Raw genomic sequence first — 22,200 nt, forward strand, 5'->3', positions numbered from 1 at the left:
GCAGAGAAGCGAGATTATGAACCGCTTTTTCCAGATCGTCAACAACTTTTTTAACTGCTTCGTCGCAACGGCTGGGGGTTCAACTCCGTGTGCGCCAAGGCTTTGCAACAACCTCGACCGCACCGCTTCCCTTCTTCCCCCGCGCCGTGTTTCCGTTAGCGCGAAAGAGGCGTGATTCTATGCACTCACCGCCGATCGCGCAAGAGGTTTCTCGAAAAAATTCAAGGCCCCGCACGCTGCCGCGTGCGGGGCCTTGAATAGAGGCACCCGAATCGTCAGGCCGCTCGTACCTGGCGCGCAACTATCTCCATATAGTGATCGAGACTCGGCGTCGCCTTGCCTTCTTCCTTGGCCGTATCGTCCCAGCGACGCAGACGCAGCGCGTCCTCCGCGAACGGGCGCTGCAGGAATGCCGCCGTCTCCTCTTCACTGAAGATACCGCCCTGCAACCCGAGGCTGCGCACCGAGTCCGGCGACAGGCTCTCGAAGTATCCTGCGTCCGTCCGGCACAGACACCGCTTCGCATCGACATGCAGGCGGATCGGCTCCAGCACCGCATCGGGAAACAACGGTCGCAGGAACGGCAGCACATAATACTGATGCAGATCGTCAATCCCGCGCGCGCTCGGCGTCTCGCCCTGCCGATTCAGCAGATGCCCGAGGTCGTGCAGGAATGCCGCCGCGACCAGCGCTTCATCGGCGCCCGCCTCTTCCGCGAGCAAGCCACTCTGCAACGCATGCTCCAGCTGCGTGACCGGTTCGCCGCTATAGGCAACATGGCCGTGCTCGCGATACAGCCCGTGAATCTCTTCGACAGTCAGTGCCATCCGCTCACTCCCAAGGCAGCGAAAACGTCTTCAAGTTCGTGAAGCTTTTCATCGCCTCCTGAACGCCTTCCTTATAGCCAAGCCCCGAATCCTTGATCCCGCCGAACGGCGACAGTTCGATCCGGTATCCAGGCACCTCCCAGACGTTCACCGTGCCGACGTTCAACTCGTTCACGAACCGCACGACCGCGGCCGTGCTGTCCGTGCAGAGCCCCGACGACAACCCGAACGCCGTCCCGTTGCAGATCCGGATCGCATCGTCGATCGTGTCGAACGCGATCACGGGCGATACCGGGCCAAAAGTCTCCTCGCGCACGATCGTCATCGACGGATCGACGTTGTCGAGCACGGTCGGCGAATAGAGCGCGCCGCGCCGCACGTTGCCGGTCAGCAGGCGCGCGCCTTGCGCAACGGCCTCACTCACCCGAGCCTCGAACAGCCGCGCCGCCGCGTCGTCGATCACCGTGCCCATCTCGTTCGCGGAATCGAACGGATCGCCGTAAGTCCAGGCGCGCGTCTTCTCGACGAGCAGATCGGTGAATGCCGGCGCAATCGAGCGCTGCACCAGCATGCGCTTGACGGCCGTGCAGCGCTGGCCCGAATTCCGGTACGAACCGAGCACGGCCAGCGACGTCGCCCGCTCGAGATCGGCATCGTCGAGCACGATCAGCGGATCGTTGCCGCCCAGCTCCAGCACGATGCGCCGGTAGCCGGCCCGAGCGGCGATCGCCTTGCCGATCGACACGCCGCCCGTAAAGGTAATCAGCGACGCATGCGGATGCGTGACGAGTTCGTCCGCGATTTCGCGCGGATCGCCGGTCAGCACCTGCAGCATCGGTTTGGGCAAACCGGCCTCGTAGAGCAGGTCCGCCAGATAGAACGCCGACAGCGGCACTTTCTCGGACGGCTTCACGATCACCCGGTTGTTGGTCGCGATCGCCGGCGCGATCTTGTGCGCAACCTGGTTCATCGGATGGTTGAACGGCGTAATCGCGACGATCACGCCGTCGAGCGGCTGCCGCTGCGAAAACACGCGGCGCGCCTTGCCGTGAGGTGTCAGGTCGCACGAGAAGCTCTGCGCGTCGTCACGCAGCGCTTCGATCGACGCGAACTTCAGCACGTCGGCGACACGGCCGATTTCGTAGCGCGAATCCCGTTTCGACAACCCCGATTCGAGCGTGATCAGATCCGATGCTTCCTCGGTACGCTCGCGCAGCAGCGCGGCCGCGCGCTCGAGGATCTGCGAACGTTCGTAGCGCGTGAGCGTCGGCCGGTACGCCATCGCGTAGTCGAACGCGGCACGCACGTCGTCGACGCTCGCCAGCGGCGCCGTCCCGACACGCGTGCCGGTATACGGATCGGTGACGTCGAACACGCGCTCGCGCGTCGCGCGCGTGCCGCACCAGCGCAGCGCCTCGGCGCGAAACGCGGGGTGATCCTGTCGGGGATGAGCCATCATGATGGGATCCGGTTCAGCACGAAATCGAAAACGTCGAAGTTGCGCGGACGACGCGCAGGGTCGTCCCGCTCGATCCGACGGTTGAACAGCAACGGCACTTCCTGCTCGGACACGCCGCCGTGCGAACGCAGCGGGACGGTCAGGCCGGACAGATCGTGTTCGCGCTCGCGTGTGCCGAGCGTCATGTCGCGCCGTGCGATCACGACGAGGTCGCCGATCCGGTCGGGCGGCAACTCGAAGCGCGCGGCCGCTTCCGCGTTGTCGAGCACGAGCTCGACGCCGTCGAGCCCGCCCACGCGCCACATCGCGTCAGCCCGGTCGACGCCGGACGCCAGGTACACAGTGGCGAACGACCCAAGCGCGCCGTGGTGCACGACATACGGGTCGGTGATCGGCAGGATCACGCGCACGGCTTGCGCCCCATACCAGCCGTCGAACGCATCCTGCAGATAGATCACGTTCGGGCGGCCCGTCGCAGGATCGTGCTTCGCGTTCATCCCGTGATCGGCGGTCAGCCCGATCGCCCAGCCGAGTGCATCGAGTTGCGCGAGGTAACCATCCATCATCGCGTAGAACGCATTCGCGCCGGCGCTGCCCGGTTCGCACTTGTGCTGCACGTAGTCGGTGGTCGACAGGTACATCAGGTCGACCTGACGCGTCTGCGCGAGCCGCACGCCGGCCGCGAACACGAATTCCGACAACGCCGCGCTGTATACGTCGGGCGACGGCAGTCCGACCCAGTCGAGCACGTCGACGATCCCGTTTTCCGCGAGGTTGGCCTGCGCGGCCTTCTCCGCGGAGAAGCAGATGCCTTTCATCTGCCAGCCGAGCAGCCGGCGCAGCTTGTCCTTCGCGGTGACCACCGCAACCCGCGCACCTGCACCGGACGCCGCCGCGAGCAGCGTTCCGGCCCGCAGGTAGGCCGGGTCGTTCATCATCACTTCGGCGCCGCGACCACCGTCGGCGGCCGGATCCCAGAAGTAGTTGCCGCAGATCCCGTGGACCGACGGCGGCACGCCGCAGACGATCGACAGGTTGTTCGGGTTGGTGAAGGTCGGCACGACGCAGTCCGCGCGCCACGCGGTGCCTTCCGCGATCATCCGGCCGATGAACGGCGAGACGCCTGCTTCCACCGCACGTTCGAGATAGTCGTACTCGCAGCCGTCGACGCAGACGACGACGGTCGGTTCGACCGGCAGGCGGTAGCGCCGGCCGTTCACTTCGACGGAACGTCCCGCGAGATCCGTCGACGCCTTGCCCGTAGCGGCTTGCTCGCCGGGCTGCCGCAATGCGAACGCGGCGTTCATGATACCGCCCGCTTGCCGCGCGGCACGCGCGCAGCGATCAGGAGCAGCGCCGCGAGCGACGCGCCGAGCATCAGCAGCGACAACGCCGATGCGGGAAGGTAATAGCCGCGCTCCACCTGGCCGATCACGACGATCGGCACGGTCGCGAAACCGGGCGGATAGACGGTCAGCGTCGCACCGAGTTCGCCGAGCGACAGCGCGAAACCGAGCGCGAGGCTCGCGCGCAGCGCCGGCACGAGTTGCGGCAGCAGCACGCGACGCAGCACCATCGCGGGCGGCGCACCGAGGCTCGCCGCGGCTTCGCGCAGCACGGTCAGTTCGGGACGCAACGCGGCAGCCGCGCACCGATAGCAGAACGGCAGGATCAGCGCGAGCTGCACGAGCACGACGATCGCCGCCGAGCTCGACAGGTCGAGCGGCTTCTGGTGATACGCGATCAGCACCGCGAGCCCGAGCACGACGCTCGGCACGCCGTTCGGCACCATCACGAGCGCGTCGACAACCGCACCGAGGCCGCGCCGGTCGCGCCCTTCGAGCGCAAGCGCGAGCCACAGCCCGAGGATCGTGCCGATCGCCGACACGCCGAAGCCGATTTCGAGGCTCGTCAGCAGCGCGTCGTATTCCGGCGACCCGAGCCGTTCGAACCAGCGCAGGCTGTAGCCGGCCGGCAGGATCGTGCCCGACCATTGCGTCGATACGCTCGACAACGCGACGACCACCACCGGCAGCACGAACAGCCAGAAGCACGCGAACGCGGCCAGCGCGAGCGCCGCACGCGACGCATGCTTGAGCAGCGTGTCGCCCCAGCCGATCTGGTGGCGCGGCACGGCTTGCCCGATACGGAATTCAGCGGACATCGTTCCCTCCCGTCGCACGCCGGTTCACCCGGCGATAAACCGCATACAGCGCCAGCGACAGCGCCAGCATCACGACCGCGCCGGCCGACGCGGTCGGCAGATCCAGGTCGACGGTCGCGCTGCTGTAGATCGCGACCGGCAGTGTCACGAGCCGCGCGCTGCCGAGCACGAGCAGGATCCCGAACTCGTTGAGCGTCAGCAGGAAGCACAGCACGGTGCCGGCGGCGATGCCCGGCCACGCGATCGGCAACACGACGCGGCGCGCGAGCATCCAGCCGGACGCGCCGAGGCTGCGCGCCGCTTCGATCAGGCGCAGGTCGAGCGTCGCGAACGACGCGAGCGTCGGCCGCACGACGAACGGCGTGTAGAACACGGTCTGCGCGAGAATCACGCCGCCGATGCCGAACAGGAAGTCGAGCGGCGGATTCTCGAGATGGAACAGGTGCTGCAGCCCGATGCTGACCGAGCCTTGCGAGCCGTACAGGAAGATCAGCGTGAACGCGACGAGGAACGACGGGAACGCGACGTACAGTTCGAGGAAGCGCGTGACGAGCGACGCGCCCGGGAACGGCTTGAAAAACAGCAGCGCGGCGAGTAGCACGCCGAGCACCGACGCGGTGCCGGCGCTTGCGAACAGCACGCCGATCGTCGTCAGCAGCACGTTGCGCGTATCGGGGTTGTCGAAGAACGTCCGGTACGCGGCGAAACTCAGCCCGTGATCGCCCGACACGCTCAGCAGCACGAGCCGGATCAGCGGATAGACGACGAGCGGGCCCAGCACGACGATCGCGAGTGCGGCCAGGTGCAGGTCGCCCATGCGCTTGCGGCGCCGCGCGACGGCGGCGTGCGCCGCGGCCGACGCGAGCACGTGCGGCGGCAGGCCGGCTTCAGGGCTCGATAAGGACGACATCGTCTGCCTCGCAATGCAGGGAAACGCGCGCACCGCGCTCGGGAGCCGCACCGCGGCCGCGTTGCATCGTGACGCGCACGGGTTCGCCGGGCGCCGCGTCGATCACGACCGAGATCGACAGGTCCGCACCTTGCCACTCGACGGACGACACCGTGCCGTGCAGGCCGCCGGCCGCCGGCGGCATCACGGTCAGGCGCTCGGGGCGCACGCATGCCACCTTGTCGCGCACGTCGTGGCGCGGATCGCCGAGCGGGAAAATCACGCGCGGCGGCAACAGGTTGGCCGGGCCGAGATAGCGCGCGACGTAGCCATCCTGCGGCGCGTCGTACAACTGCTGCGGCGTGCCGAGCTGCGCGATGTGGCCGTCGCGCATCAGCAGCGCGCGGTCGGACAGCACGAGTGCGTCGTCGCGGTCGTGCGTCACGCAGACGACGGTCAGGTTCGGCAGGCGCTCGTGCAGCGCCTTCAGTTCGCTACGCACCGATGCGCGCAGGTTGGCGTCGAGCGCCGACAGCGGCTCGTCGAGCAGCAGCACGTCCGGCTCGATCACAAGCGCGCGGGCCAGCGCAACGCGCTGCTGCATCCCGCCCGACAACTGCGCGGGCAGGTGGTGGCCGGCATCGCCGAGCTGCACGAGCTTCAGTGCGTCGGCGACGCGGCGCGTCACTTCCGACGAGGCCATTCCGCGGGCGCGCAGCCCGAATGCGACGTTCTCGAACACCGACAGGTGCGGGAACAGCGCGTAATTCTGGAACAACAGACCGAGGTTGCGCTTGTGCGGCGGCGCATGGGTCAGGTCGCGTCCGGCCACGGTCAGCGTGCCGGTCAGGCCGTCGGCCTTCACGAACCCGGCGATGAAGCGCAGCAGCGTGGTCTTGCCGCAGCCGCTCTTGCCGAGCACGGTCAAAAATTCACCGGCGCCGATCGACAGCGACAGATCTTCCAGCACCGTGCGTGCGCCGTAGCGCACGCTCAGGTGTTCGATCCGCACGCCGCCCGGCGCGCCGGACCGCAGCGTTGCATGCGGCTCGGCGGCGCCGAATGCACCGGGATGGGTCAGGGTGGTTTCCACCGGGTTCATCCTCTCGCTCACTATTACAGGCGGCGTACGCCGATCACTTCGGCTTGACGACGTCGAGTTGCTTGCCCGAGCTGCCGATCACGTCCTTCTTCCAGCGCTCGATCCACTCCGGCTTCTTCGCCATCACCTGATTCCAGTCGACCGAGATCAGCTTCACGCCCGCAATCGCCTTCTTCACCGCTTCACCGTTCTTGCCTGTCAGCGGCACGTCGGTGCGGCCCGGGATGCCGTACATGTCCGGCACCTTCGACTGCACTTCCGTCGACATCAGGTAGTCGATCAGCTTCTTGCCGGCGTCCTGGTTCGGGCCGCTCTTGATCAGGCCGATGCCGTACGGCAGCTGGAACGTGGTCGGCTGGTCGCCAGCCTTCGCAGCCAGGAAGATCGGCTTGACGGACAGCGCGCCATGCTCGGCGTCGTCGAGGTCCATCTGCAGGTCGCCGTTCGCGACGCTGATCTCGTTACGCGACAGCAGCACGTTCAGATAGCCGGTGCCCTTGGTGTGGAACTTCACGCTCTGCGACAGCTTCGCGAGATAGTCGAACGCCTTGTCCTCGCCCATCAGCGTGGTCGTCAGGATCAGCACGGCCATCCCGTCGCCGGCAGTGGCCGGGTTCGAGTACGCGACCTTGCCGGCGTAGCTTGGCGACAGCAGGTCGGCGAACGTCTTCGGCTGGTTCTTCACGACGTCCGGGTTGATCGCGAACGAGAAGTAGTTGTTCACGAACGTGGCCCACGTGCCGTCTTCCGCCTTCGCGATCGCCGGCACGTTCTTGTAGTTCACGCTCTGGTACGGCTGCAGCAGGCCCATCTGGCCGGCTTGCTGGATGAACGGCGGCAGCGTGACGATCACGTCCGCCTTCGGCGAATTCTTTTCGATGTTCGCGCGGTTGACGACTTCGCCGCTACCCGCCGTCACGATGTTGACCTTGACGCCCTCCTTCTTCTCGAATGCCGGCAGCACGTCGCGATACAGGTTCTCGAGACCGTCCGCCGTATACAGCACGACCGCGTTCGCGGCATGGGCGGGCATCGCCACGCCTTGCAGCAGACCGGCGGCACAGGCGGCCAGCGCGAGCTTGCGGAACGCGCCGGCAGCGGCGCGCGAGGAATTCTGCAGTGTCATCTCACTTCTCCGTAGGCGGAACACCAAGCGGCCGGGGCACGATCCGGCTCTTTCAGTCGGGCAGACCGACAACCGGCCGGCCTCGCTGCCGCGCTGCAGGTGGTTTCGCGCGGCAACCGAAGGATCACAGCGTTCGATGACAAACCCGTGACGAGTGCCACAATTTCCAAAAAATGACACATTTTGCCAATATCATGCAAGTCATTCAGAAACGCCGACCGGCGTTTCGTCCGACCATTGCAGGAGAAAAACCATGTCAGCCCCGATTCTGCTCACGCCCGGCCCGCTCACCACCTCCGCCACAACACGCCACGCGATGCAACATGACTGGGGCTCGTGGGACGCCGCATTCAACGCGTTGACCGCCAGCGTTTGCGCGGATCTCGTCGCGATCGCGCGCGGTGGCGACGAGTATGTATGCGTACCGATGCAGGGCAGCGGCACGTTCTCGGTCGAAGCCGCACTCGGCACGCTCGTGCCGCACGACGGCGTCGTGCTCGTGCCCGACAACGGCGCGTATTGCGCGCGCATCCTGAAGATCCTCGGCCGGCTCGACATCGACGCGATCGCGCTCCCGTTCGGCGAGGACGCAGCCGTCGACCCGGCGGCAGTCGAAGCGGCGTTCGCGCGCGAGCCGCGCATCACGCACGTCGCACTCGTGCACCTGGAAACGAGCGCCGGGATCCTGAATCCGCTCGACGCGATCGCGGCCGTGTGCCGGCGGCACGGCAAGCGGCTGATCGTCGATGCGATGAGTTCGTTCGGCGCGCTGCCGATCGCGCTCGCGGACAGCGGAATCGACGCGCTGATCTCGGCAAGCGGCAAGTGTCTGGAAGGCGTGCCGGGGATGGGGTTCGCGATCGTACGGCGCGACGCGCTCGACGCCTGCGAAGGCAACTCGCCGTCGCTCGCGCTCGACCTTCACGACCAGTACGCGTATCTGCGCAAGACGGGCCAGTGGCGCTTCACGCCACCGACCCACGTGATCGCCGCGCTGCGCGCCGCGCTCGACCAGTACCTCGCCGAAGGCGGCCAGCTCGCGCGCGGTGCGCGTTATGCGGAAAATTGCCGGACACTGGTCGAATCGATGCGCGCACTCGGCTTCATGCCGTTCCTCGACGCGAGCGTGCAGGCGCCGGTGATCGTCACGTTCCACGCGCCCGACCATCCCGCCTATGATTTCCGCCGCTTCTACGACGCGGTGCGCGACGCGGGCTTCATCCTGTATCCGGGCAAGCTGACGCAACTCGAGACGTTCCGCGTCGGCTGCATCGGCGCGATCGATGCCGGCGACATCCGGCGCGCGGTGGCGGCGATCGCGCAGGCGGTCGAATCGCTCGGGATTGCCATGCAGCGCGCGTGACGCTCGTGCCAGCCGGACGCTCAAACAAAAAAGCCCGGCGGCCTTTGAGGCCGCCGGGCGAACGCACCGAGAGTGCGTGGAGCCGTACTTACAGTTCGATCCGCTTGATGTCGCCGACGACGAAGATGTACGACAGCGCGCCGATCAACGCGATCACGCCGATGAACACAAGCGCGCCGACGAACGACCCGGTCGATGCGACGATGAAGCCGACGACGAGCGGCGTGACGATCCCCGCGAGGTTCGCCGCGAAGTTGAAGATGCCGCCCGTCACGCCGAGCAGGCCGTCCGGCGCGATGTCCGACACGAGCGTCCAGCCGAGCGCAGCCATGCCCTGCGCGAAGAACGCGACCGACATGATCGCGATCACGGCCTCGTTGCTCTGCACGTAGTTCGCGAGAATGATCGTCGAAGCCAGCAGCAGGCCCGCGATGATCGGCAGCTTGCGCGCGAGGTTCGCCGACTTGCCGCGACGCAACAGCCAGTCGGAGAAGATGCCGCCGAACATCACGCCAACCGACGCGGCGATGAACGGCATCACCGCGAAGAAGCCGATCTTCAGCCAGCCCATGTGGCGTTCGGTTGCAAGATAGGTCGGAAACCAGGTCAGGAAGAACACGAGCGTCGAGTTGCCGGCGAACTGGCCGAGGCAGATGCCCGCGAGCTGGCGCTTCTTCAGCAGCCGGCCGGCCATCGACCAGCTGAACTGCTTCTGTCCGCCCTTGCCGCCCTTTTCAGCTGCGCCGCCCTTGCGTGCGCCGTGCACGAGACCGCCGCCCGCTTCGATGTACGCGAGTTCCTCGGCGTTCGCGCCCGGATGGTTGCGCGGCTCGTGATAGAACTTCCACCAGACGAGACCGAACACGATGCCGATCGCGCCGACGACCCAGAACAGCGAGCGCCAGCCGAACGCGCCCATCAGCGCGAACAGCACGGGGCTGAAGAACGCGAGGCCGATGTATTCGCCGACGGTATAGGTGCCCGTCGCCATCGCGCGCTCGCTCTGCGGAAACCACGTCGCGACGACGCGGCTGTTGGTCGGGAAGCACGGGGCCTCCGCGACGCCGAGGCCGAGGCGGCACGCGAGCAGCGTCCCGACGCCAGGCACGAAGCCCTGCAGGAACGTGCACAGCGACCACAACGTCATCGACCAGTAATAGGTGACCTTGCTGCCCAGGCGGTCGAGAAAGAGACCGCCCGGCACCTGCGCCGCGACATACGTCCACGAGAACGCGGAGAACATGACGCCCATCACCGCAGCGTTGATGCCGAGTTCCTTGGTGAGCTGCGGCGCAGCGACCCCCAGCACGGTCCGGTCGAGGTAGTTGATCATCGTGCCGATCGCGAGCAGCGCGAGAATCTTGTAGCGCGCCGACGTTCGCCGGACCGTGCCGGCCGCCTGCGCGGGCGGGGCGTTCGTGGGAGTGGTGTGCTGCATGGTCGTCTCCTGGTCTCTCTTTACGTATAGATAGGGTCAGCGTGCGACGAGCGACTGAAAGTGGTCGAACATCCGCTCGGCGTCCGGCGTGCGTCCGGTAAAGATCTCGAACGCGTCGACCGCCTGATACACGGCCATCCCGCCGCCCGGCAGCGTCGCGCAACCGGCCGCGCGCGCGGCACGGATCAGTTCGGTTTCGAGCGGGAAATACACGATGTCGGCCACCCACATCCCCGCGTGGAGCATCTCGGCCGGCAACGGCAGGCCGGGGTGCTTGGCCATGCCGGTCGGCGTCGCGTGGATCAGGCCCGTGGCCGCCTGCATCGCGGCCGCGAGATCGCTGCCCGGCGTGACGCGCGCCGCGGGAAAGCGCTGCTGCAACTCGGCCGCGAGGCCGGAGGCGCGCGTACCGTCGACGTCGAAAATCGTCAGCTCGGCCGCGCCCATCTGCAGCGCGGCATGCGCGACGGCCGCGCCCGCGCCGCCCGCGCCGAGCTGGACCACGCGCTCGAGCGTCGCGTCGGGCAGCCCGCGCCGGAACGATTTCGCGAAGCCCGACCAGTCGGTGTTGTAACCGATCCGCTTGCCGTCCTTGAACAGCACGGTGTTCACCGCGCCGAGCGCGCGTGCGTCGTCCGACAGCGCGTCGAGGTGCTCGATCACGCGCTGCTTGCACGGATGCGTGATGTTCAGTCCGTTGTAGCCCATCCGCTGCGCGGCATCGAGCAATTGCGGCAGTGCGTCGACGGTCAGGCCGAGCGCGTCGAGATCGATGCGCCGGTATACGTAGCCGAATCCCTGGCGGAATCCTTCTTCCTCATGCATCGCAGGCGACAGCGAGCCGCCGATACCCTGGCCGATCAGGCCGATCAGAAAGGACGGGCGGCTCATCGTGCGGCTCCTCGGGCAAGAAGGGTTGACAGGCGCTGCAGCGCAAACAGGTAGCCGTCGGTACCGCAGCCGCAGATCACGGCTTCGGCGACCGCCGATACGTACGAGTGGTGACGGAATGCCTCGCGGCGATGCACGTTCGAGATATGCACCTCGATCACGGGCTTCGCGATCGCGGAAAGCGCGTCGGCCAGCGCGACCGACGTATGCGTGTAGGCAGCCGGGTTGATCACGATGCCATGGGTGTCGTGGCGCGCGGCATGCAGCCAGTCGATCAACTGGTGCTCGGCGTTCGACTGACGAAAGTCGACCTCCAGCCCCAGCCCCTCGGCCGCCGCATGGCAGCGCTGCTCGACGTCGGCCAGCGTTTCCGCGCCGTAGATATGGGGCTCGCGGGTCCCCAGGAGATTCAGGTTCGGGCCGTTCAGCACCAGCACCTTGTACTTGCTCATGACGATTCTGCTCCAAAAACAGGGACTGAACATGATCGGCTCAGCCCCGTGACATCGGGAAGTGACGCTAGTGTGCGCCGGCACACGCACACTGTCTTTTCGGGTTTTCGCTAATTTGTACCATCTAGTTAGTTTGTATAATCCGTCTCACTTCCCTAGTAAATTCGGGATATGGCGCTTTCCCGGAACTCAACGACTGGTTCATTCGGGTCCGATTCCGCCGACGCCATACCCCGCTCATCCGCAGGATTCGCCCATGCAGCGCTCGATCGCCACCGTGTCACTGTCCGGCACGCTCGCCGAAAAGCTCGCCGCCATCCAGGCAGCCGGTTTCGACGGCGTCGAAATCTTCGAGAACGACCTCGTCTACTTCGACGGATCGCCCGCCGACGTCAGGCGCATGGCCGCCGATCTCGGTCTAGACATCGTGTTGTTCCAGCCGTTTCGCGACTTCGAAGGCGTGAGCGCCGCCCAGCTCGCCCGCAATCTGGACCGCGCCCGGCGCAAGTTCGACGTGATGCACGCGCTCGGCACCGACCGCATCCTGGTGTGCAGCAACGTGTCGCCCGACACGATCGCCGACGATGCGCTGCTGGCCGACCAGCTCGGCGCGCTGGCCGAGGCGGCGCGAGAAGCCGGCGTGATCGTCGCGTACGAGGCGCTCGCGTGGGGCCGCGTCGTGAATCGGTACAGCCATGCGTGGCAGCTCGTGAACGCGGTGAACAGCCCGCACCTCGGGCTCGCGCTCGACAGCTTCCATACGTTGTCGCTCGACGACTCGCCGGATGCGATCGCCGACATCCCCGGCGACCGGATCGCGTTCGTTCAGATCGCCGATGCGCCGAAACTGGTGATGGACGTGCTCGAATGGAGCCGCCACTACCGTTCGTTCCCCGGCCAGGGCGACTTCGACCTCGCGCGCTTTACGGCCCGCGTGATCGAGTCCGGCTACACGGGGCCGCTGTCGCTCGAGATCTTCAACGACGGTTTCCGCGCCGCGCCGACCGCGATCACGGCCGCCGACGGCCATCGTTCGCTGCTCTATCTGGAAGAGCTGACGCGCGCGCGGCTCGCACAGGACGGCCGTGCGCCGGCGGCCAGCCAGCCGCTGTTCGCGCCGCCGGCACCGGCCGCGCACGTCGGATTCCAGTTCATCGAATTCGCGGTGGACGCGCAGGCGGCGGCCACCGTCGGCGAATGGCTCGGCCGGATGCGCTTCCGGCTCGCGGGCCGCCATCGATCGAAGGATGTGACGCTGTTTCAGCACGGCGCCGCGTCGATCGTGCTGAACGCCGAGCGCGACTCGTTCGCCGATGCGTTCTTCCAGCAGCACGGGCTGTCGCTGTGTGCATCGGCGTTCCGCGTCGACGACGCAAAAGTGGCGTTCGAACGCGCGGCCGGCTTCGGCTACGCGCCGTTTTCCGGGCGCGTCGGCCCGAACGAGCGCGTGCTGCCGAGCGTGCAGGCGCCGGACGGCAGCCTCGAATATTTCGTCGACGAGGCGCCGAACGCGCCGACGCTCTATGAGTCGGATTTCGTGCTGACCGACATCGACGGCCCGAGCGAGGTCGGCCCGCTGACGGGTATCGACCACGTGTGTCTCGCACTGCCGGCCGACGCGCTCGACACGTGGATCCTGTTCTTCAAGACGGCATTCGGCTTCGAAGCCGAGCGCAGCTGGCTGGTGCCCGACCCGTACGGGCTGATGCGCAGCCGTGCGGTGCGCAGCGCGGACGGCTCGGTGCGGATCGCGCTGAATGCGTCGGTCGACCGCCATACGGCCGTCGCGGAATCGCTCGACCGCTATCACGGCACGGGGCTGAATCACGTCGCGTTCCGGACCGACGACATCGTGAAGACGATCGCCGCGTTCGCCGCCGACGGCGTGCCGTTCCTGCGGATTCCGGCGAACTACTACGACGATCTCGCCGCGCGCTACGCGCTGCCGGACGAACTGATCGACACGCTGAGCGCCCACCACCTGCTGTACGACCGCGACGAGCACGGCGGCGAATTCCTGCATGCGTACACGGAACTGGTCGACAACCGCTTCTCGCTCGAAATCGTCGAGCGGCGCGGCGGCTACGACGGCTACGGCGCGGCGAATGCGGCCGTGCGACTTGCCGCGCAGGCTCAGCGCAGGAAATAAGGGAATGAGTGGAGTGTCGTTTTGGCGCCGAACCGGACGGAAAAACGGTGCGGCCCGGCGACGCACGCCGCCTTGCGCACCATCATGGTGAATTCCGGGGTTTCGCCCGCCCGGCAAGGCGCCCCGCTTGCGGCCGGAGACGGCCGCCCGGCGGGGGTTACATCCGGTAACGCTCGCCGCAGTGCAGCATCCGCGGCAGCACCGCGGTTTTAAGAATCGCTTAAGTCTTCGTCGGCACCATCCGCAACCAGTACCCGATGGATATCCCGAAATGGAGGACAGCGATGAGCGCCGTAGAAGCACCCGCGGGCCGCCCGGCCGCACCCCCTGCGAAGAAGACGATGCTGCGTCGTCTCCTCAGCCATCATGAAATCGCGACGCTGCTCGTGCTGCTGCACGCGCCGATCAGCGCAAACGCCAAACCCGAATTGCCTGCGTTGCAGGAAGCCGGCCTCGTCGAGATGGTCAAGCTCGACGCCGATACGGCACCGAGCTTCCGGCTCACCGAAGACGGCACAGCCATCCTGAAAGGGCTCGGCTACCGCTGAGCCGCCGCTTTCCCGTTCCAGCCCTCCCCCCTTCCACGCACGCGGCCGGCGAGTCGCATCATCCCGACCGGTCCTGCAGCATCAGCCGGTATTCGGTCGGCGTCATGCCGACCGTCGCCTTGAACTGGCGCGTGAACGCGCTGTGATCCGTATAGCCGCATAACGCCGCGACGTCAGTCACCTTGTCGTGCGTGACGAGCAGCGCCGTGGCCGCGTCGAGCCGCGTTTTCAACAACACCTGACGCGGCGTCAGGTGAAACACCTTGTGGAAGTAGCGTTCCAGTTGCGCGACCGACATCCCGGCCATCTGCGCGAGCTGCTTCAGGTTCAGCGGCTGCACATAGTGATCCTGGATATGCTGGACCACGTCGGCGAGCTTGCTGTACGCCGGATGCGACCCTTCGTGCGCTTTCAGGTCGCGCGAGATGCCCGCGAGCCCGACCACCTTGCCGGCCGCATCGCGCAGCGGCTCCTTGCAGGTCAGGCACCAGCCCGGCTGACGCCCCGGGTACAGATGCAGCTCGAGCTGGTCCGTCAGTTGCTGGCCGGCGTTGATCGTCGCCATGTCCTGCTCGAAATAGGTGCGGCCGAAGCGGCGCGGAAACGCTTCGTCGGTCGTCTTGCCGAGCAGGTCGCGCTTGTCCTTGTAGCCGCAGCGCATCGCGAGCGTGCGATTGACGAGCGCGTAGCGACCGTTCGCGTCCTTCACGAAGAACGCGACGTCGGGCAGCGCGTCGAACACCGGTTCGAGCAGGCGGAAGTGCGCGAGCATCGCGCCGAAATCGGCATTGCCGGGCTGGTAGCGCAACGTGTCGGACAGGCTCATGGGCGGTACGGCAAGCAAGGTCGTCATCCCGGCATCTGAAAAGCGAGTGGCTGATGGCGTCGATTATAGGAGCGCCCCCTCGAACGCGTGGCGGCGATCCCGGGAGGCAATGCAATCCGCCGGCACGGCAGATCGCGGTGGATAGTCGTCGGCTGGCGATGGCTGACTGGGCCGGGTGCTGCATGCGGTTGTATGCGCAACGACTCCGCCGCGCGTGTGTCGAGCTTTGACGCACGCTTCGCACCTTCCGCACCTTCCGCACCTTCCGCACCTTCCGCGCGTTTCGCGCGTTTCGCGCGTTTCGCGCGTTTCGCGCGTTTCGCCGCGTCACACCACCTCTGCGCCGCGATGCCTGCGTACCGCATCGGCGCCCGGCCGCGCGCCCCCGAACCCGCCATCCTAAAAATGCCGACGCATCGCGTCTTGGCGCGTTTGCGCATCAAGGATGACGATTTAAGCATATATCAGGGTATTCGACGATATGCCGAAATCGTCGCCGGCTGCGTACCGAACGCGCAAGACGCGCGTATTTTCGCTACCTAGACTTCGCTCAACGGTCACGAGACGATATCCCGCCGCCGCCATGCACGCCGATTCCGGCACAGTGCGCAGCGTCCGGCGAGCCCGCACGGCTTTCATCCAGGCCGGCCAACCGATACGTCTCGCCCGGCTTACCGCACCGGCCAGCCAGCCGGCGGCGGCCCAACCACGCCATCAAGGGGAAGTGAAAGTGAAGCTGAAGGTATCGCACGTCGCGCTGGCCACCGCCTGCGCACTGTCGGGCGCACACGCCATCGCCGCCGACGTCGTCAAGATCGGTTTCGCCGCGCCGCTGACGGGGCCGCAGTCGAACTACGGCACCGACATGCAGAAGGGCGTGCAACTCGCGATCGCCGACTTCAACGCAACGCATCCGACGATCGGCGGCAAGGCGGTCACGTTCCAGCTCGACTCCCAGGACGACCAGGCCGACCCGCGCACCGGCACCACCGTCGCGCAGCGGCTGATCGACGACAACGTCAGCGGGATCATCGGCCACTTCAACTCGGGCACGAGCATTCCGGCGTCCGACCTGTACGATCGCGCGGGGCTGCCGCAGATCTCGATGGCGACGTCGCCGCAATACACGGCGCGCGGCTACAAGACCACCTTCCGGCTGCTCACGAGCGACGCGCAGGCCGGTCGCATCGTCGGCACATATGCGGTGAAGACGCTGCACTTCAAGCGCGTCGCGATCATCGACGACCGCACGGCCTACGGCCAGGGTATCGCCGACGAATTCGCGAAGGCCGTGCAGGCCGCGGGCGGCACGATCGTCAAGCGCGACTTCACGAACGACAAGGCGCTCGACTTCTCGGCGATCCTGACCAACCTGAAGGGCATCAACCCCGACGCGATCTTCTACGGCGGCGGCGATGCGCAATCGTCGCCGATGATCCGCAAGATGCGCCAGCTCGGCATGAAGTCGGCATTCGTGACCGGCGAGATGTCGCGCTCGCCGACCTTCCTGAAGGTGGGCGGCGAAGCGGCCGAAGGCGCGATCGTCTACATGGGCGGGCTGCCGAAGGAGAAGATGCCGGGCTTCGCCGGCTACGCGGCACGCTACAAGGCACGCTTCAACGAAGACGTGATCACCTACTCGCCCTACTCGTACGACGGCACGATCGCGCTGCTCACCGCGATGAAGAACGCGAACTCGACCGACCCGAAGGTCTATACGCCGTATCTCGGCAAGGTGTCGGTCAAGGGCGTGTCGGCGCCGAGCATCGCGTACGACGCGAAGGGCGACCTGAAGGATGCGCCGGTCACGATCTACAAGGTCGAGCACGGCGCGTTCAAGCCGGTCGACACGATCGCCGGCAACTGATCGCCAAACCTGGACCTCTGTCCTGCGCGGCGCGGCAAGCGGTTCATCCGCCTGTCGCGCCGCGTGCATTTCACGCTCGGCGAAGTCCGAAGCGTTCCTCGGCGCAGTCCCGCGCGCGCGTATTTCGCGCTCCTGTAGAATCCTCCCACCCGCTTTCACGCTTCGTCTGCGTTGCGCCCCATCCCGGTGCAATGGCGCGTGTCGCGTGCCCTATCCGGCGCCCGGCACACTTTCGACGACGCAGGCGCGCCTAGCCAGTCCAGCCAATAGCGGGCCCTGGAGACGCAGCACCGACAACAACATTCGAATACCGATCGTTCTGACCATGCAAGCTTCCGAATTGAGCGGCGTGCCTCGCGCCGCCGAACGCGCGCTCACGCGCAGCGACTACAAAACCCTTGGCCTTGCCGCACTCGGCGGCGCGCTCGAGTTCTACGACTTCATCATCTTCGTGTTCTTCGCGCCCGCGATCGGGCAGCTGTTCTTCCCTCACGACATTCCCGACTGGCTGCGCCAGTTGCAGACGTTCGGCATCTTCGCGGCAGGCTATCTCGCGCGTCCGCTCGGCGGCGTGATCATGGCGCACTTCGGCGACCTGTTTGGCCGCAAGCGGATGTTCACGCTGAGCGTGCTGATGATGTCGGTGCCGACGCTGCTGATGGGCCTGCTGCCCACCTACGACACGGTCGGCATCCTCGCGCCGGTGTTGCTGCTGCTGTTCCGCGTGCTGCAGGGCGCGGCGGTCGGCGGCGAAGTGCCGGGCGCGTGGGTGTTCGTGTCCGAACACGTGCCGTCGCGCCACACCGGCTATGCGTGCGGCACGCTGACCGCGGGTCTCACGGCCGGCATCCTGCTCGGCTCGCTCGTCGCGGCAGGCGTCAACAGCCGTTACTCTGGCGCCGAAGTCACCGCGTTCGCGTGGCGCATTCCGTTCCTGCTCGGCGGCGTGTTCGGTCTGTTCTCCGTGTACCTGCGCCGCTGGCTGCACGAGACGCCGGTGTTCGCCGAAATGAAGGCGAAGAAGGCGCTCGCGGCCGAGATCCCGCTGAAGGCCGTACTGCGCGACCACGGGCGCGCGGTGATCGTGTCGATGCTGCTCACGTGGATGCTGTCGGCGGCGATCGTCGTCGTGATCCTGATGACGCCCGCGCTGCTGCAGAAGCAGTTCCACCTGGCGCCCGCGACCACGCTGTTCGCGAACAGCATCGCGACGCTGTGCCTGACGGCCGGCTGCATCACCGCCGGCTCGCTTGCGGGCCGGATCGGCGCGAAGCGCGTGCTCGGCATCGGCGGCATCGTGCTGGCCGCGTGCTATTACCTGCTGTTCGTGCAGGTCGCGGCCGACGCGTCGACGCTGCCGCTGTACTACGGGATCGCCGGCTTCATGGTCGGCACGATCGGCGCGGTGCCGTTCGTGATGGTGCGCAGCTTCCCCGCCGTCGTGCGCTTCTCGGGCATCTCGTTCTCGTACAACGTCGCGTATGCGATCTTCGGCGGCCTGACGCCCGTGATCGTGTCGCTGATGATGAAGTCGAATCCCCTCGCGCCGGTGGTGTACGTCGCCGTGATCTGCGTGCTCGGCGGGATCGCCGTGCAGTTCTCGAAGGATGCGAAGGACCCGAAGGACACACGCTGAACGCCGGCGCGCACGCGCCGCTTCATGAACGAAGGGCCGAATCCCGCATGCTGCGGGATTCGGCCCTTTTGATTGGCTTCAGCGCGACAGCGCGGGCCGGCTCAGCTCAGCGCAGCATGCCGTACGACGAACTCGGACGGCGCAGCGCATCGATGCTCACGCCACCGGCGCCCGTGACGAACAGCAGCAGGAAACCGCCGGAGATCGCGACGTTCTTCCAAAAGTGGATCACCATGTCGTGCTGGACGGCGGCGTTGGTCGCGTCCCAGAAATTGTGCCCGACCATCGCGGTCGCGATCGTGTAGACCGCCATCAGCAGCGCGAGCGGCCGCACCTTGTAGCCGACGATCAGCAGCAGGCCGCCCAGCCCCTCGATCGCGACGACCATCGGCGCGACGACCTGCTGATAGGGCACGTTCAGCGCGTGCAGATACGCGACGAAGTCGCTGTAGCCGAGCAGCTTCATGATGCCGCCCCACAAGAACAACGCCGCCAGCGCCAGGCGTGCGAAAAAAATGACGCCGGAATCGACGGTACGCGTCATGCCTTTCTCCTCGTATGCAATTCGGCCGTCCGCCCGGAGCGTGCCCGTGCGGTTCGGGCCGCGCCCCCCTGCGGGGCCCGCGGCAAATGGGCCAGCATAGAGGGTCTTTCCGCAGTGTCCAAGCAAAAGGTTGTAGCAAATCTTTACACTGCGGCGGGCGGACCGGCCGGCGGGCGCGACGAAAATGGCGTTTAATCCGCGTCGCTCAACAGCACGCCCTTCTTGAACAGGAAGCAGCCGTAGCCGCGCAACTCGCCGGTGACGACCACCGCATACGCGCGCTGCGCTCGCTCGTAGAACGCGAACCGGTCGATGCCCGCGAGCGGCACCGCGCGCCCTTCCGCGCGATCGATCTCGGCCTGCACCTCGCGCTGCACAGGCGGCACCGCGGCCGGATCACCGACGACTTCCATCCGCCATGCGGGCGTGTCGACGAACGTGTCGAGCGGCAGCACGGACAGCACCGCGCGCGCGACGCGCGCCGAGTCCGCGCCGTCGATGCGCAACGCGCGGCCCACGACGGTGTGCTGCGCGACCGATTCGGCCGGAAAGTTCGCATCGCAGATCGCGACTTCATCTCCGTGGCCCATCGCGCGCAGCGCGTGCAGGATGTCGGCGTGCAGCAGCGGATCGAGATTCTTCAGCATGTCGGCAAGTCTCCAGGATCGGGAACGAATCGCATAACGTTACCCGATCCCGGCGGCGGCCGGGCGTGCATCGACGCCATTCGTTCGCGGCGATCCGACGGGTGACGTGCAAGCGCATCGCATACTCGCCGTGCGGGTACCATCGAGGCTCGCATTCACGTCCATAAAAAGCAAAAACAGCAACCATCGCGTCGAATGGATCGGAAACCGAATATTTCCGAGGGCGGCCGCAACACCAACGGTCGAACCGTCTGCCGTGGTCCGCGCCAAACCGAACAGGCATCCAATGAACCATGTCCAAAAAATCCGCCGAGCCCTGACTGCGATTGCGAGCGCGGATCAAGGCGCGTCGTTCAAGAGCATCATCGAATCCGATCGGGAGTGCTTTCACGGCCTGCACGTGATGTATGCCACGCGAGCCACGACACTCGACATCCAGGGCATACAGCTCGACAAAATCGAGCGTGAGTGCCCGCTACTAAAAAGTTTCTTCGACGGATCCGGGCTTTTGTTTTACACCGACGACATCTATCAGAAGTCATTGACCGGCAACGCGCCGATCAACATGGATTTTTCGGTCGGTCTCGACAAAAACGTAACCGATGCAATCCGCCTGTTTGTCGAAGGCAAGCAGCCGTCACAGCCGCATAACCTGTACACGCTGCTGCACCTCGTCTGCGGGCGCGGAGAACGAAGCTTCAACTTCGATTATTTTGCGTACCTCTCCGAAGAGTTCGAGCATTTCGCCAAGGAAGGGAACAATCGCCCGATTCAGACCTTGAGGGCACTCAAGAAACTCGATCACTTCGCACCGGGTGCGCTGGACGAGTCGCCGGGCAAGCCGATCTTCACCCTGTCCGAAGGCGAAATCGACACGATCGTTCAGCACATGCTCGATCCCGCCGTATTGGGCGCGGGCATGCGCCATCTGCAGACGCGCCGGCTGGTAACTTATGCCGTGCTCTTGAAAGCGGCATTGCTGAGTTGGCGCGGGAAGCATCGCAAGCCCGTCCAGGCGCTGGAAGAACTGGTGATGTTCAGTCTCGAGACCCTCGGAAGGTTCCCCAAAACGGATGTCTACTTCGCGTGGAAATTGCTGGGCGGTGGCGGGGAAGTCCCCCGATTCTTCACGCCGGTCACCCAGCCGACCTCGAAATCGCTCGAGCGCTTGCGAAGCATGTCATGGGATTTGACGTTGTTCAGAATGGCCGAACTCTCGTCCGCAACGCCGAGGACGATCGGAACGCACCAGGCCGACTTCTTCATCCCGTTCGTCGCCACCTACGACGGCAAGTTTCGCGATCTGGTCAGTGCATGCCCGCTGCGGGCGATCGTCATCGACTATTCGTTCAAGGCCGTCAATCTCGTGTTCCGCGACGAGATGCCGTTTCAGCTCGACCTGCAAGCTGCATCCGAGCGCGTCATGCATCAGCTCAACGATCCGCACGCGTCCGCACGTCGACTGCACAGCGATCTCGATCATGAACAACTCGAACGGGCGGTACGCACGCTCGAACAGGATGTCCTGGCTCACCTCGCCACTCGCTGATCCTGATAACGGCACGGAAATCGCGCACGGACAACCTTGATGCAATCGGTTGTCCGTGCGCGCATCGCCAACATCTCGTCGCCTGGCTGGTCGGAATCGAATCGACGGCGCCGGTTCATTCCCGCGCTTTCGACGGCAACGATCGGTCACGCGCGCCAGTCGCTCATTGCCCGGCGGCCGGCATTTCGTCGATGAAACCCGTGACCGATTCGAGACGCCCGGACGCATCGACGGTGCCGAAATCCGAGCCCTTCACGATCGCCGCGCCATCGGGCGACACGAGCGCCCACGAGAACCGCAGGTGCCGGCCGAATCCGTCGACGTCGGTCGTGCGGTGAAAACGGTACGCGGGAAAACGCTCCTGTACCGCGGCAATCATCGTGTCGATGCCTGCGTGGCCGTCGCCGGCCATCAGCGGATCGCGATAGGCCGCGTCGCTCGCGTAGGTCGCATCGATCAGCGCGCGACGGCGGGCGACGTCGGATTCGTTCCATGCATCGAAGTAGCGGTCGATCAGGTCGGCGTGAGCGGACCGGGCGGTTTGGGCGGTGTTCATGGCGAGGCTCCTTGTGTCGGTGAGAGACGATGTCGCGAACCCTTCGTGTCCGCGTGCCGCCATCGTCGCCGGCCTCGCGCGGGCGGTCGATTACGTGCGAGGTAACGAAATCGAAATCGCGCCCGCGCCGCCCGGCACGGTCAGCCGTCCGCGTAATCGACCGCGAG

General features: G+C 66.1%; 21 protein-coding genes. 7 read left to right on the top strand and 14 right to left on the bottom strand.

The genetic code is table 11. From position 1 onward, the window contains the following. Positions 1-275: 275 nt before the first annotated feature. The 7 genes from DIE13_RS27075 to phnS are packed head-to-tail and all read right to left on the bottom strand — an operon-like array spanning position 276 to position 7,567. On the bottom strand, positions 276-827 hold the full coding sequence (locus tag DIE13_RS27075; RefSeq protein ID WP_124830142.1) for a phosphonate degradation HD-domain oxygenase: 552 nt from the start codon (positions 825-827) through the stop codon (positions 276-278). 4 nt (positions 828-831) lie between these two features. Then, positions 832-2,286 (bottom strand): phosphonoacetaldehyde dehydrogenase, encoded by a 1,455-nt coding sequence (phnY, locus tag DIE13_RS27080; RefSeq protein ID WP_124830143.1) that lies wholly within the window; start codon positions 2,284-2,286, stop codon positions 832-834. Further along, on the bottom strand, positions 2,283-3,593 hold the full coding sequence (gene phnA, locus DIE13_RS27085; protein ID WP_124830144.1) for a phosphonoacetate hydrolase: 1,311 nt from the start codon (positions 3,591-3,593) through the stop codon (positions 2,283-2,285). The genes phnY and phnA overlap by 4 nt, the downstream gene beginning before the upstream one ends. After that, positions 3,590-4,450 (bottom strand): 2-aminoethylphosphonate ABC transport system, membrane component PhnV, encoded by an 861-nt coding sequence (gene phnV, locus DIE13_RS27090; RefSeq protein WP_124830145.1) that lies wholly within the window; start codon positions 4,448-4,450, stop codon positions 3,590-3,592. Before phnV ends, phnA begins: the two co-directional genes overlap by 4 nt. Continuing rightward, positions 4,440-5,360 carry a 2-aminoethylphosphonate ABC transporter permease subunit gene (locus tag DIE13_RS27095; RefSeq protein WP_124830146.1) on the bottom strand — a complete coding sequence of 307 codons (921 nt, stop codon included), beginning with the start codon at positions 5,358-5,360 and terminating at the stop codon, positions 4,440-4,442. Before DIE13_RS27095 ends, phnV begins: the two co-directional genes overlap by 11 nt. Further along, entirely contained in the window at positions 5,338-6,441 is a 1,104-nt protein-coding gene (gene phnT / locus DIE13_RS27100; protein ID WP_124830147.1) for a 2-aminoethylphosphonate ABC transport system ATP-binding subunit PhnT, read from the bottom strand. The genes DIE13_RS27095 and phnT overlap by 23 nt, the downstream gene beginning before the upstream one ends. 34 nt (positions 6,442-6,475) lie before the next feature. Further along, positions 6,476-7,567: a 2-aminoethylphosphonate ABC transporter substrate-binding protein gene (gene phnS / locus DIE13_RS27105; protein WP_124830148.1), complete on the bottom strand. Its 1,092-nt coding sequence runs from the start codon at positions 7,565-7,567 to the stop codon at positions 6,476-6,478. A gap of 253 nt (positions 7,568-7,820) precedes the next feature. On the opposite strand from phnS, the gene DIE13_RS27110 reads away from it, so the two are divergent. Continuing rightward, positions 7,821-8,930, top strand: coding sequence for a 2-aminoethylphosphonate--pyruvate transaminase (locus DIE13_RS27110; RefSeq protein WP_124830149.1), 1,110 nt, complete (start codon positions 7,821-7,823; stop codon positions 8,928-8,930). Positions 8,931-9,018: 88 nt separating this feature from the next. On the opposite strand, the gene DIE13_RS27115 is transcribed toward DIE13_RS27110, so the two are convergent. Genes DIE13_RS27115 through aroQ form a run of 3 tightly spaced genes read right to left on the bottom strand, consistent with a single transcriptional unit; the run spans position 9,019 to position 11,711 of the window. After that, entirely contained in the window at positions 9,019-10,368 is a 1,350-nt protein-coding gene (locus DIE13_RS27115; protein ID WP_124830150.1) for an MFS transporter, read from the bottom strand. 36 nt (positions 10,369-10,404) lie between these two features. After that, a complete protein-coding gene (locus tag DIE13_RS27120; protein WP_124830151.1) occupies positions 10,405-11,259 on the bottom strand; it encodes a shikimate dehydrogenase in 855 nt (284 codons plus the stop codon). Beyond that, the gene (gene aroQ / locus DIE13_RS27125) at positions 11,256-11,711 is read right to left on the bottom strand and encodes a type II 3-dehydroquinate dehydratase (RefSeq protein WP_124830152.1); all 456 of its coding nucleotides are present in this window, start codon (positions 11,709-11,711) and stop codon (positions 11,256-11,258) included. Before aroQ ends, DIE13_RS27120 begins: the two co-directional genes overlap by 4 nt. 256 nt (positions 11,712-11,967) lie before the next feature. Between aroQ and DIE13_RS27130 the strand changes: the two genes are divergently transcribed. Together DIE13_RS27130 and DIE13_RS27135 are read left to right on the top strand one after the other, a co-directional pair. Then, positions 11,968-13,860: a bifunctional sugar phosphate isomerase/epimerase/4-hydroxyphenylpyruvate dioxygenase family protein gene (locus DIE13_RS27130; RefSeq protein WP_124830153.1), complete on the top strand. Its 1,893-nt coding sequence runs from the start codon at positions 11,968-11,970 to the stop codon at positions 13,858-13,860. 284 nt (positions 13,861-14,144) lie between these two features. Further along, the gene (locus DIE13_RS27135) at positions 14,145-14,408 is read left to right on the top strand and encodes a hypothetical protein (protein ID WP_124830154.1); all 264 of its coding nucleotides are present in this window, start codon (positions 14,145-14,147) and stop codon (positions 14,406-14,408) included. Between the two features lie 58 nt (positions 14,409-14,466). Here the strand turns inward: DIE13_RS27135 and DIE13_RS27140 are convergent, their stop codons facing one another. Further along, on the bottom strand, positions 14,467-15,261 hold the full coding sequence (locus DIE13_RS27140; protein WP_124830155.1) for an AraC family transcriptional regulator: 795 nt from the start codon (positions 15,259-15,261) through the stop codon (positions 14,467-14,469). Positions 15,262-15,426: 165 nt separating this feature from the next. Here DIE13_RS27140 and DIE13_RS27145 point away from each other — a divergent pair, with 165 nt between their 5' ends. The 3 genes from DIE13_RS27145 (at position 15,427) to DIE13_RS27155 (ending at position 18,737) form a co-directional block, all read left to right on the top strand. Then, positions 15,427-15,777, top strand: a complete 351-nt coding sequence (locus DIE13_RS27145; RefSeq protein ID WP_124830156.1) for a hypothetical protein — start codon at positions 15,427-15,429, stop codon at positions 15,775-15,777. A gap of 187 nt (positions 15,778-15,964) precedes the next feature. Continuing rightward, positions 15,965-17,101 (top strand): branched-chain amino acid ABC transporter substrate-binding protein, encoded by a 1,137-nt coding sequence (locus DIE13_RS27150; protein WP_124830157.1) that lies wholly within the window; start codon positions 15,965-15,967, stop codon positions 17,099-17,101. A gap of 325 nt (positions 17,102-17,426) precedes the next feature. Then, on the top strand, positions 17,427-18,737 hold the full coding sequence (locus tag DIE13_RS27155; RefSeq protein ID WP_124830158.1) for an MFS transporter: 1,311 nt from the start codon (positions 17,427-17,429) through the stop codon (positions 18,735-18,737). A gap of 106 nt (positions 18,738-18,843) precedes the next feature. On the opposite strand, the gene DIE13_RS27160 is transcribed toward DIE13_RS27155, so the two are convergent. Both DIE13_RS27160 and DIE13_RS27165 read right to left on the bottom strand, forming a co-directional pair. Further along, the gene (locus DIE13_RS27160; RefSeq protein ID WP_124830159.1) at positions 18,844-19,281 is read right to left on the bottom strand and encodes a DoxX family protein; all 438 of its coding nucleotides are present in this window, start codon (positions 19,279-19,281) and stop codon (positions 18,844-18,846) included. A gap of 191 nt (positions 19,282-19,472) precedes the next feature. Continuing rightward, complete coding sequence (locus DIE13_RS27165; protein ID WP_124830160.1) at positions 19,473-19,928, bottom strand: RbsD/FucU family protein; 456 nt, start codon at positions 19,926-19,928, stop codon at positions 19,473-19,475. Between the two features lie 286 nt (positions 19,929-20,214). On the opposite strand from DIE13_RS27165, the gene DIE13_RS27170 reads away from it, so the two are divergent. Then, positions 20,215-21,477: a hypothetical protein gene (locus DIE13_RS27170; RefSeq protein ID WP_124830161.1), complete on the top strand. Its 1,263-nt coding sequence runs from the start codon at positions 20,215-20,217 to the stop codon at positions 21,475-21,477. A 163-nt stretch (positions 21,478-21,640) separates the two neighbouring features. On the opposite strand, the gene DIE13_RS27175 is transcribed toward DIE13_RS27170, so the two are convergent. Beyond that, a complete protein-coding gene (locus DIE13_RS27175) occupies positions 21,641-22,033 on the bottom strand; it encodes a nuclear transport factor 2 family protein (protein ID WP_124830162.1) in 393 nt (130 codons plus the stop codon). Positions 22,034-22,200 lie beyond the last annotated feature (167 nt).

The sequence above is a fragment of the Burkholderia sp. Bp9016 genome, assembly GCF_003857765.1.
Lineage (GTDB): Bacteria > Pseudomonadota > Gammaproteobacteria > Burkholderiales > Burkholderiaceae > Burkholderia.

Excerpts from the sequence above, each read along its gene's own strand:
- DIE13_RS27115 (WP_124830150.1), bottom strand. The coding sequence starts at position 10,368 with ATGCAGCACACCACTCCCACGAACGCCCCGCCCGCGCAGGCGGCCGGC.
- DIE13_RS27075 (WP_124830142.1), bottom strand. The coding sequence starts at position 827 with ATGGCACTGACTGTCGAAGAGATTCACGGGCTGTATCGCGAGCACGGC.
- phnA (WP_124830144.1), bottom strand. The coding sequence starts at position 3,593 with ATGAACGCCGCGTTCGCATTGCGGCAGCCCGGCGAGCAAGCCGCTACG.
- DIE13_RS27160 (WP_124830159.1), bottom strand. The coding sequence starts at position 19,281 with ATGACGCGTACCGTCGATTCCGGCGTCATTTTTTTCGCACGCCTGGCG.
- DIE13_RS27110 (WP_124830149.1), top strand. The coding sequence starts at position 7,821 with ATGTCAGCCCCGATTCTGCTCACGCCCGGCCCGCTCACCACCTCCGCC.
- aroQ (WP_124830152.1), bottom strand. The coding sequence starts at position 11,711 with ATGAGCAAGTACAAGGTGCTGGTGCTGAACGGCCCGAACCTGAATCTC.
- DIE13_RS27120 (WP_124830151.1), bottom strand. The coding sequence starts at position 11,259 with ATGAGCCGCCCGTCCTTTCTGATCGGCCTGATCGGCCAGGGTATCGGC.
- phnT (WP_124830147.1), bottom strand. The coding sequence starts at position 6,441 with ATGAACCCGGTGGAAACCACCCTGACCCATCCCGGTGCATTCGGCGCC.
- DIE13_RS27175 (WP_124830162.1), bottom strand. The coding sequence starts at position 22,033 with ATGAACACCGCCCAAACCGCCCGGTCCGCTCACGCCGACCTGATCGAC.
- DIE13_RS27130 (WP_124830153.1), top strand. The coding sequence starts at position 11,968 with ATGCAGCGCTCGATCGCCACCGTGTCACTGTCCGGCACGCTCGCCGAA.
- DIE13_RS27135 (WP_124830154.1), top strand. The coding sequence starts at position 14,145 with ATGAGCGCCGTAGAAGCACCCGCGGGCCGCCCGGCCGCACCCCCTGCG.
- DIE13_RS27140 (WP_124830155.1), bottom strand. The coding sequence starts at position 15,261 with ATGACGACCTTGCTTGCCGTACCGCCCATGAGCCTGTCCGACACGTTG.
- phnY (WP_124830143.1), bottom strand. The coding sequence starts at position 2,286 with ATGATGGCTCATCCCCGACAGGATCACCCCGCGTTTCGCGCCGAGGCG.
- DIE13_RS27145 (WP_124830156.1), top strand. The coding sequence starts at position 15,427 with ATGCGCAACGACTCCGCCGCGCGTGTGTCGAGCTTTGACGCACGCTTC.
- phnV (WP_124830145.1), bottom strand. The coding sequence starts at position 4,450 with ATGTCCGCTGAATTCCGTATCGGGCAAGCCGTGCCGCGCCACCAGATC.
- DIE13_RS27095 (WP_124830146.1), bottom strand. The coding sequence starts at position 5,360 with ATGTCGTCCTTATCGAGCCCTGAAGCCGGCCTGCCGCCGCACGTGCTC.
- phnS (WP_124830148.1), bottom strand. The coding sequence starts at position 7,567 with ATGACACTGCAGAATTCCTCGCGCGCCGCTGCCGGCGCGTTCCGCAAG.
- DIE13_RS27170 (WP_124830161.1), top strand. The coding sequence starts at position 20,215 with ATGAACCATGTCCAAAAAATCCGCCGAGCCCTGACTGCGATTGCGAGC.
- DIE13_RS27155 (WP_124830158.1), top strand. The coding sequence starts at position 17,427 with ATGCAAGCTTCCGAATTGAGCGGCGTGCCTCGCGCCGCCGAACGCGCG.
- DIE13_RS27165 (WP_124830160.1), bottom strand. The coding sequence starts at position 19,928 with ATGCTGAAGAATCTCGATCCGCTGCTGCACGCCGACATCCTGCACGCG.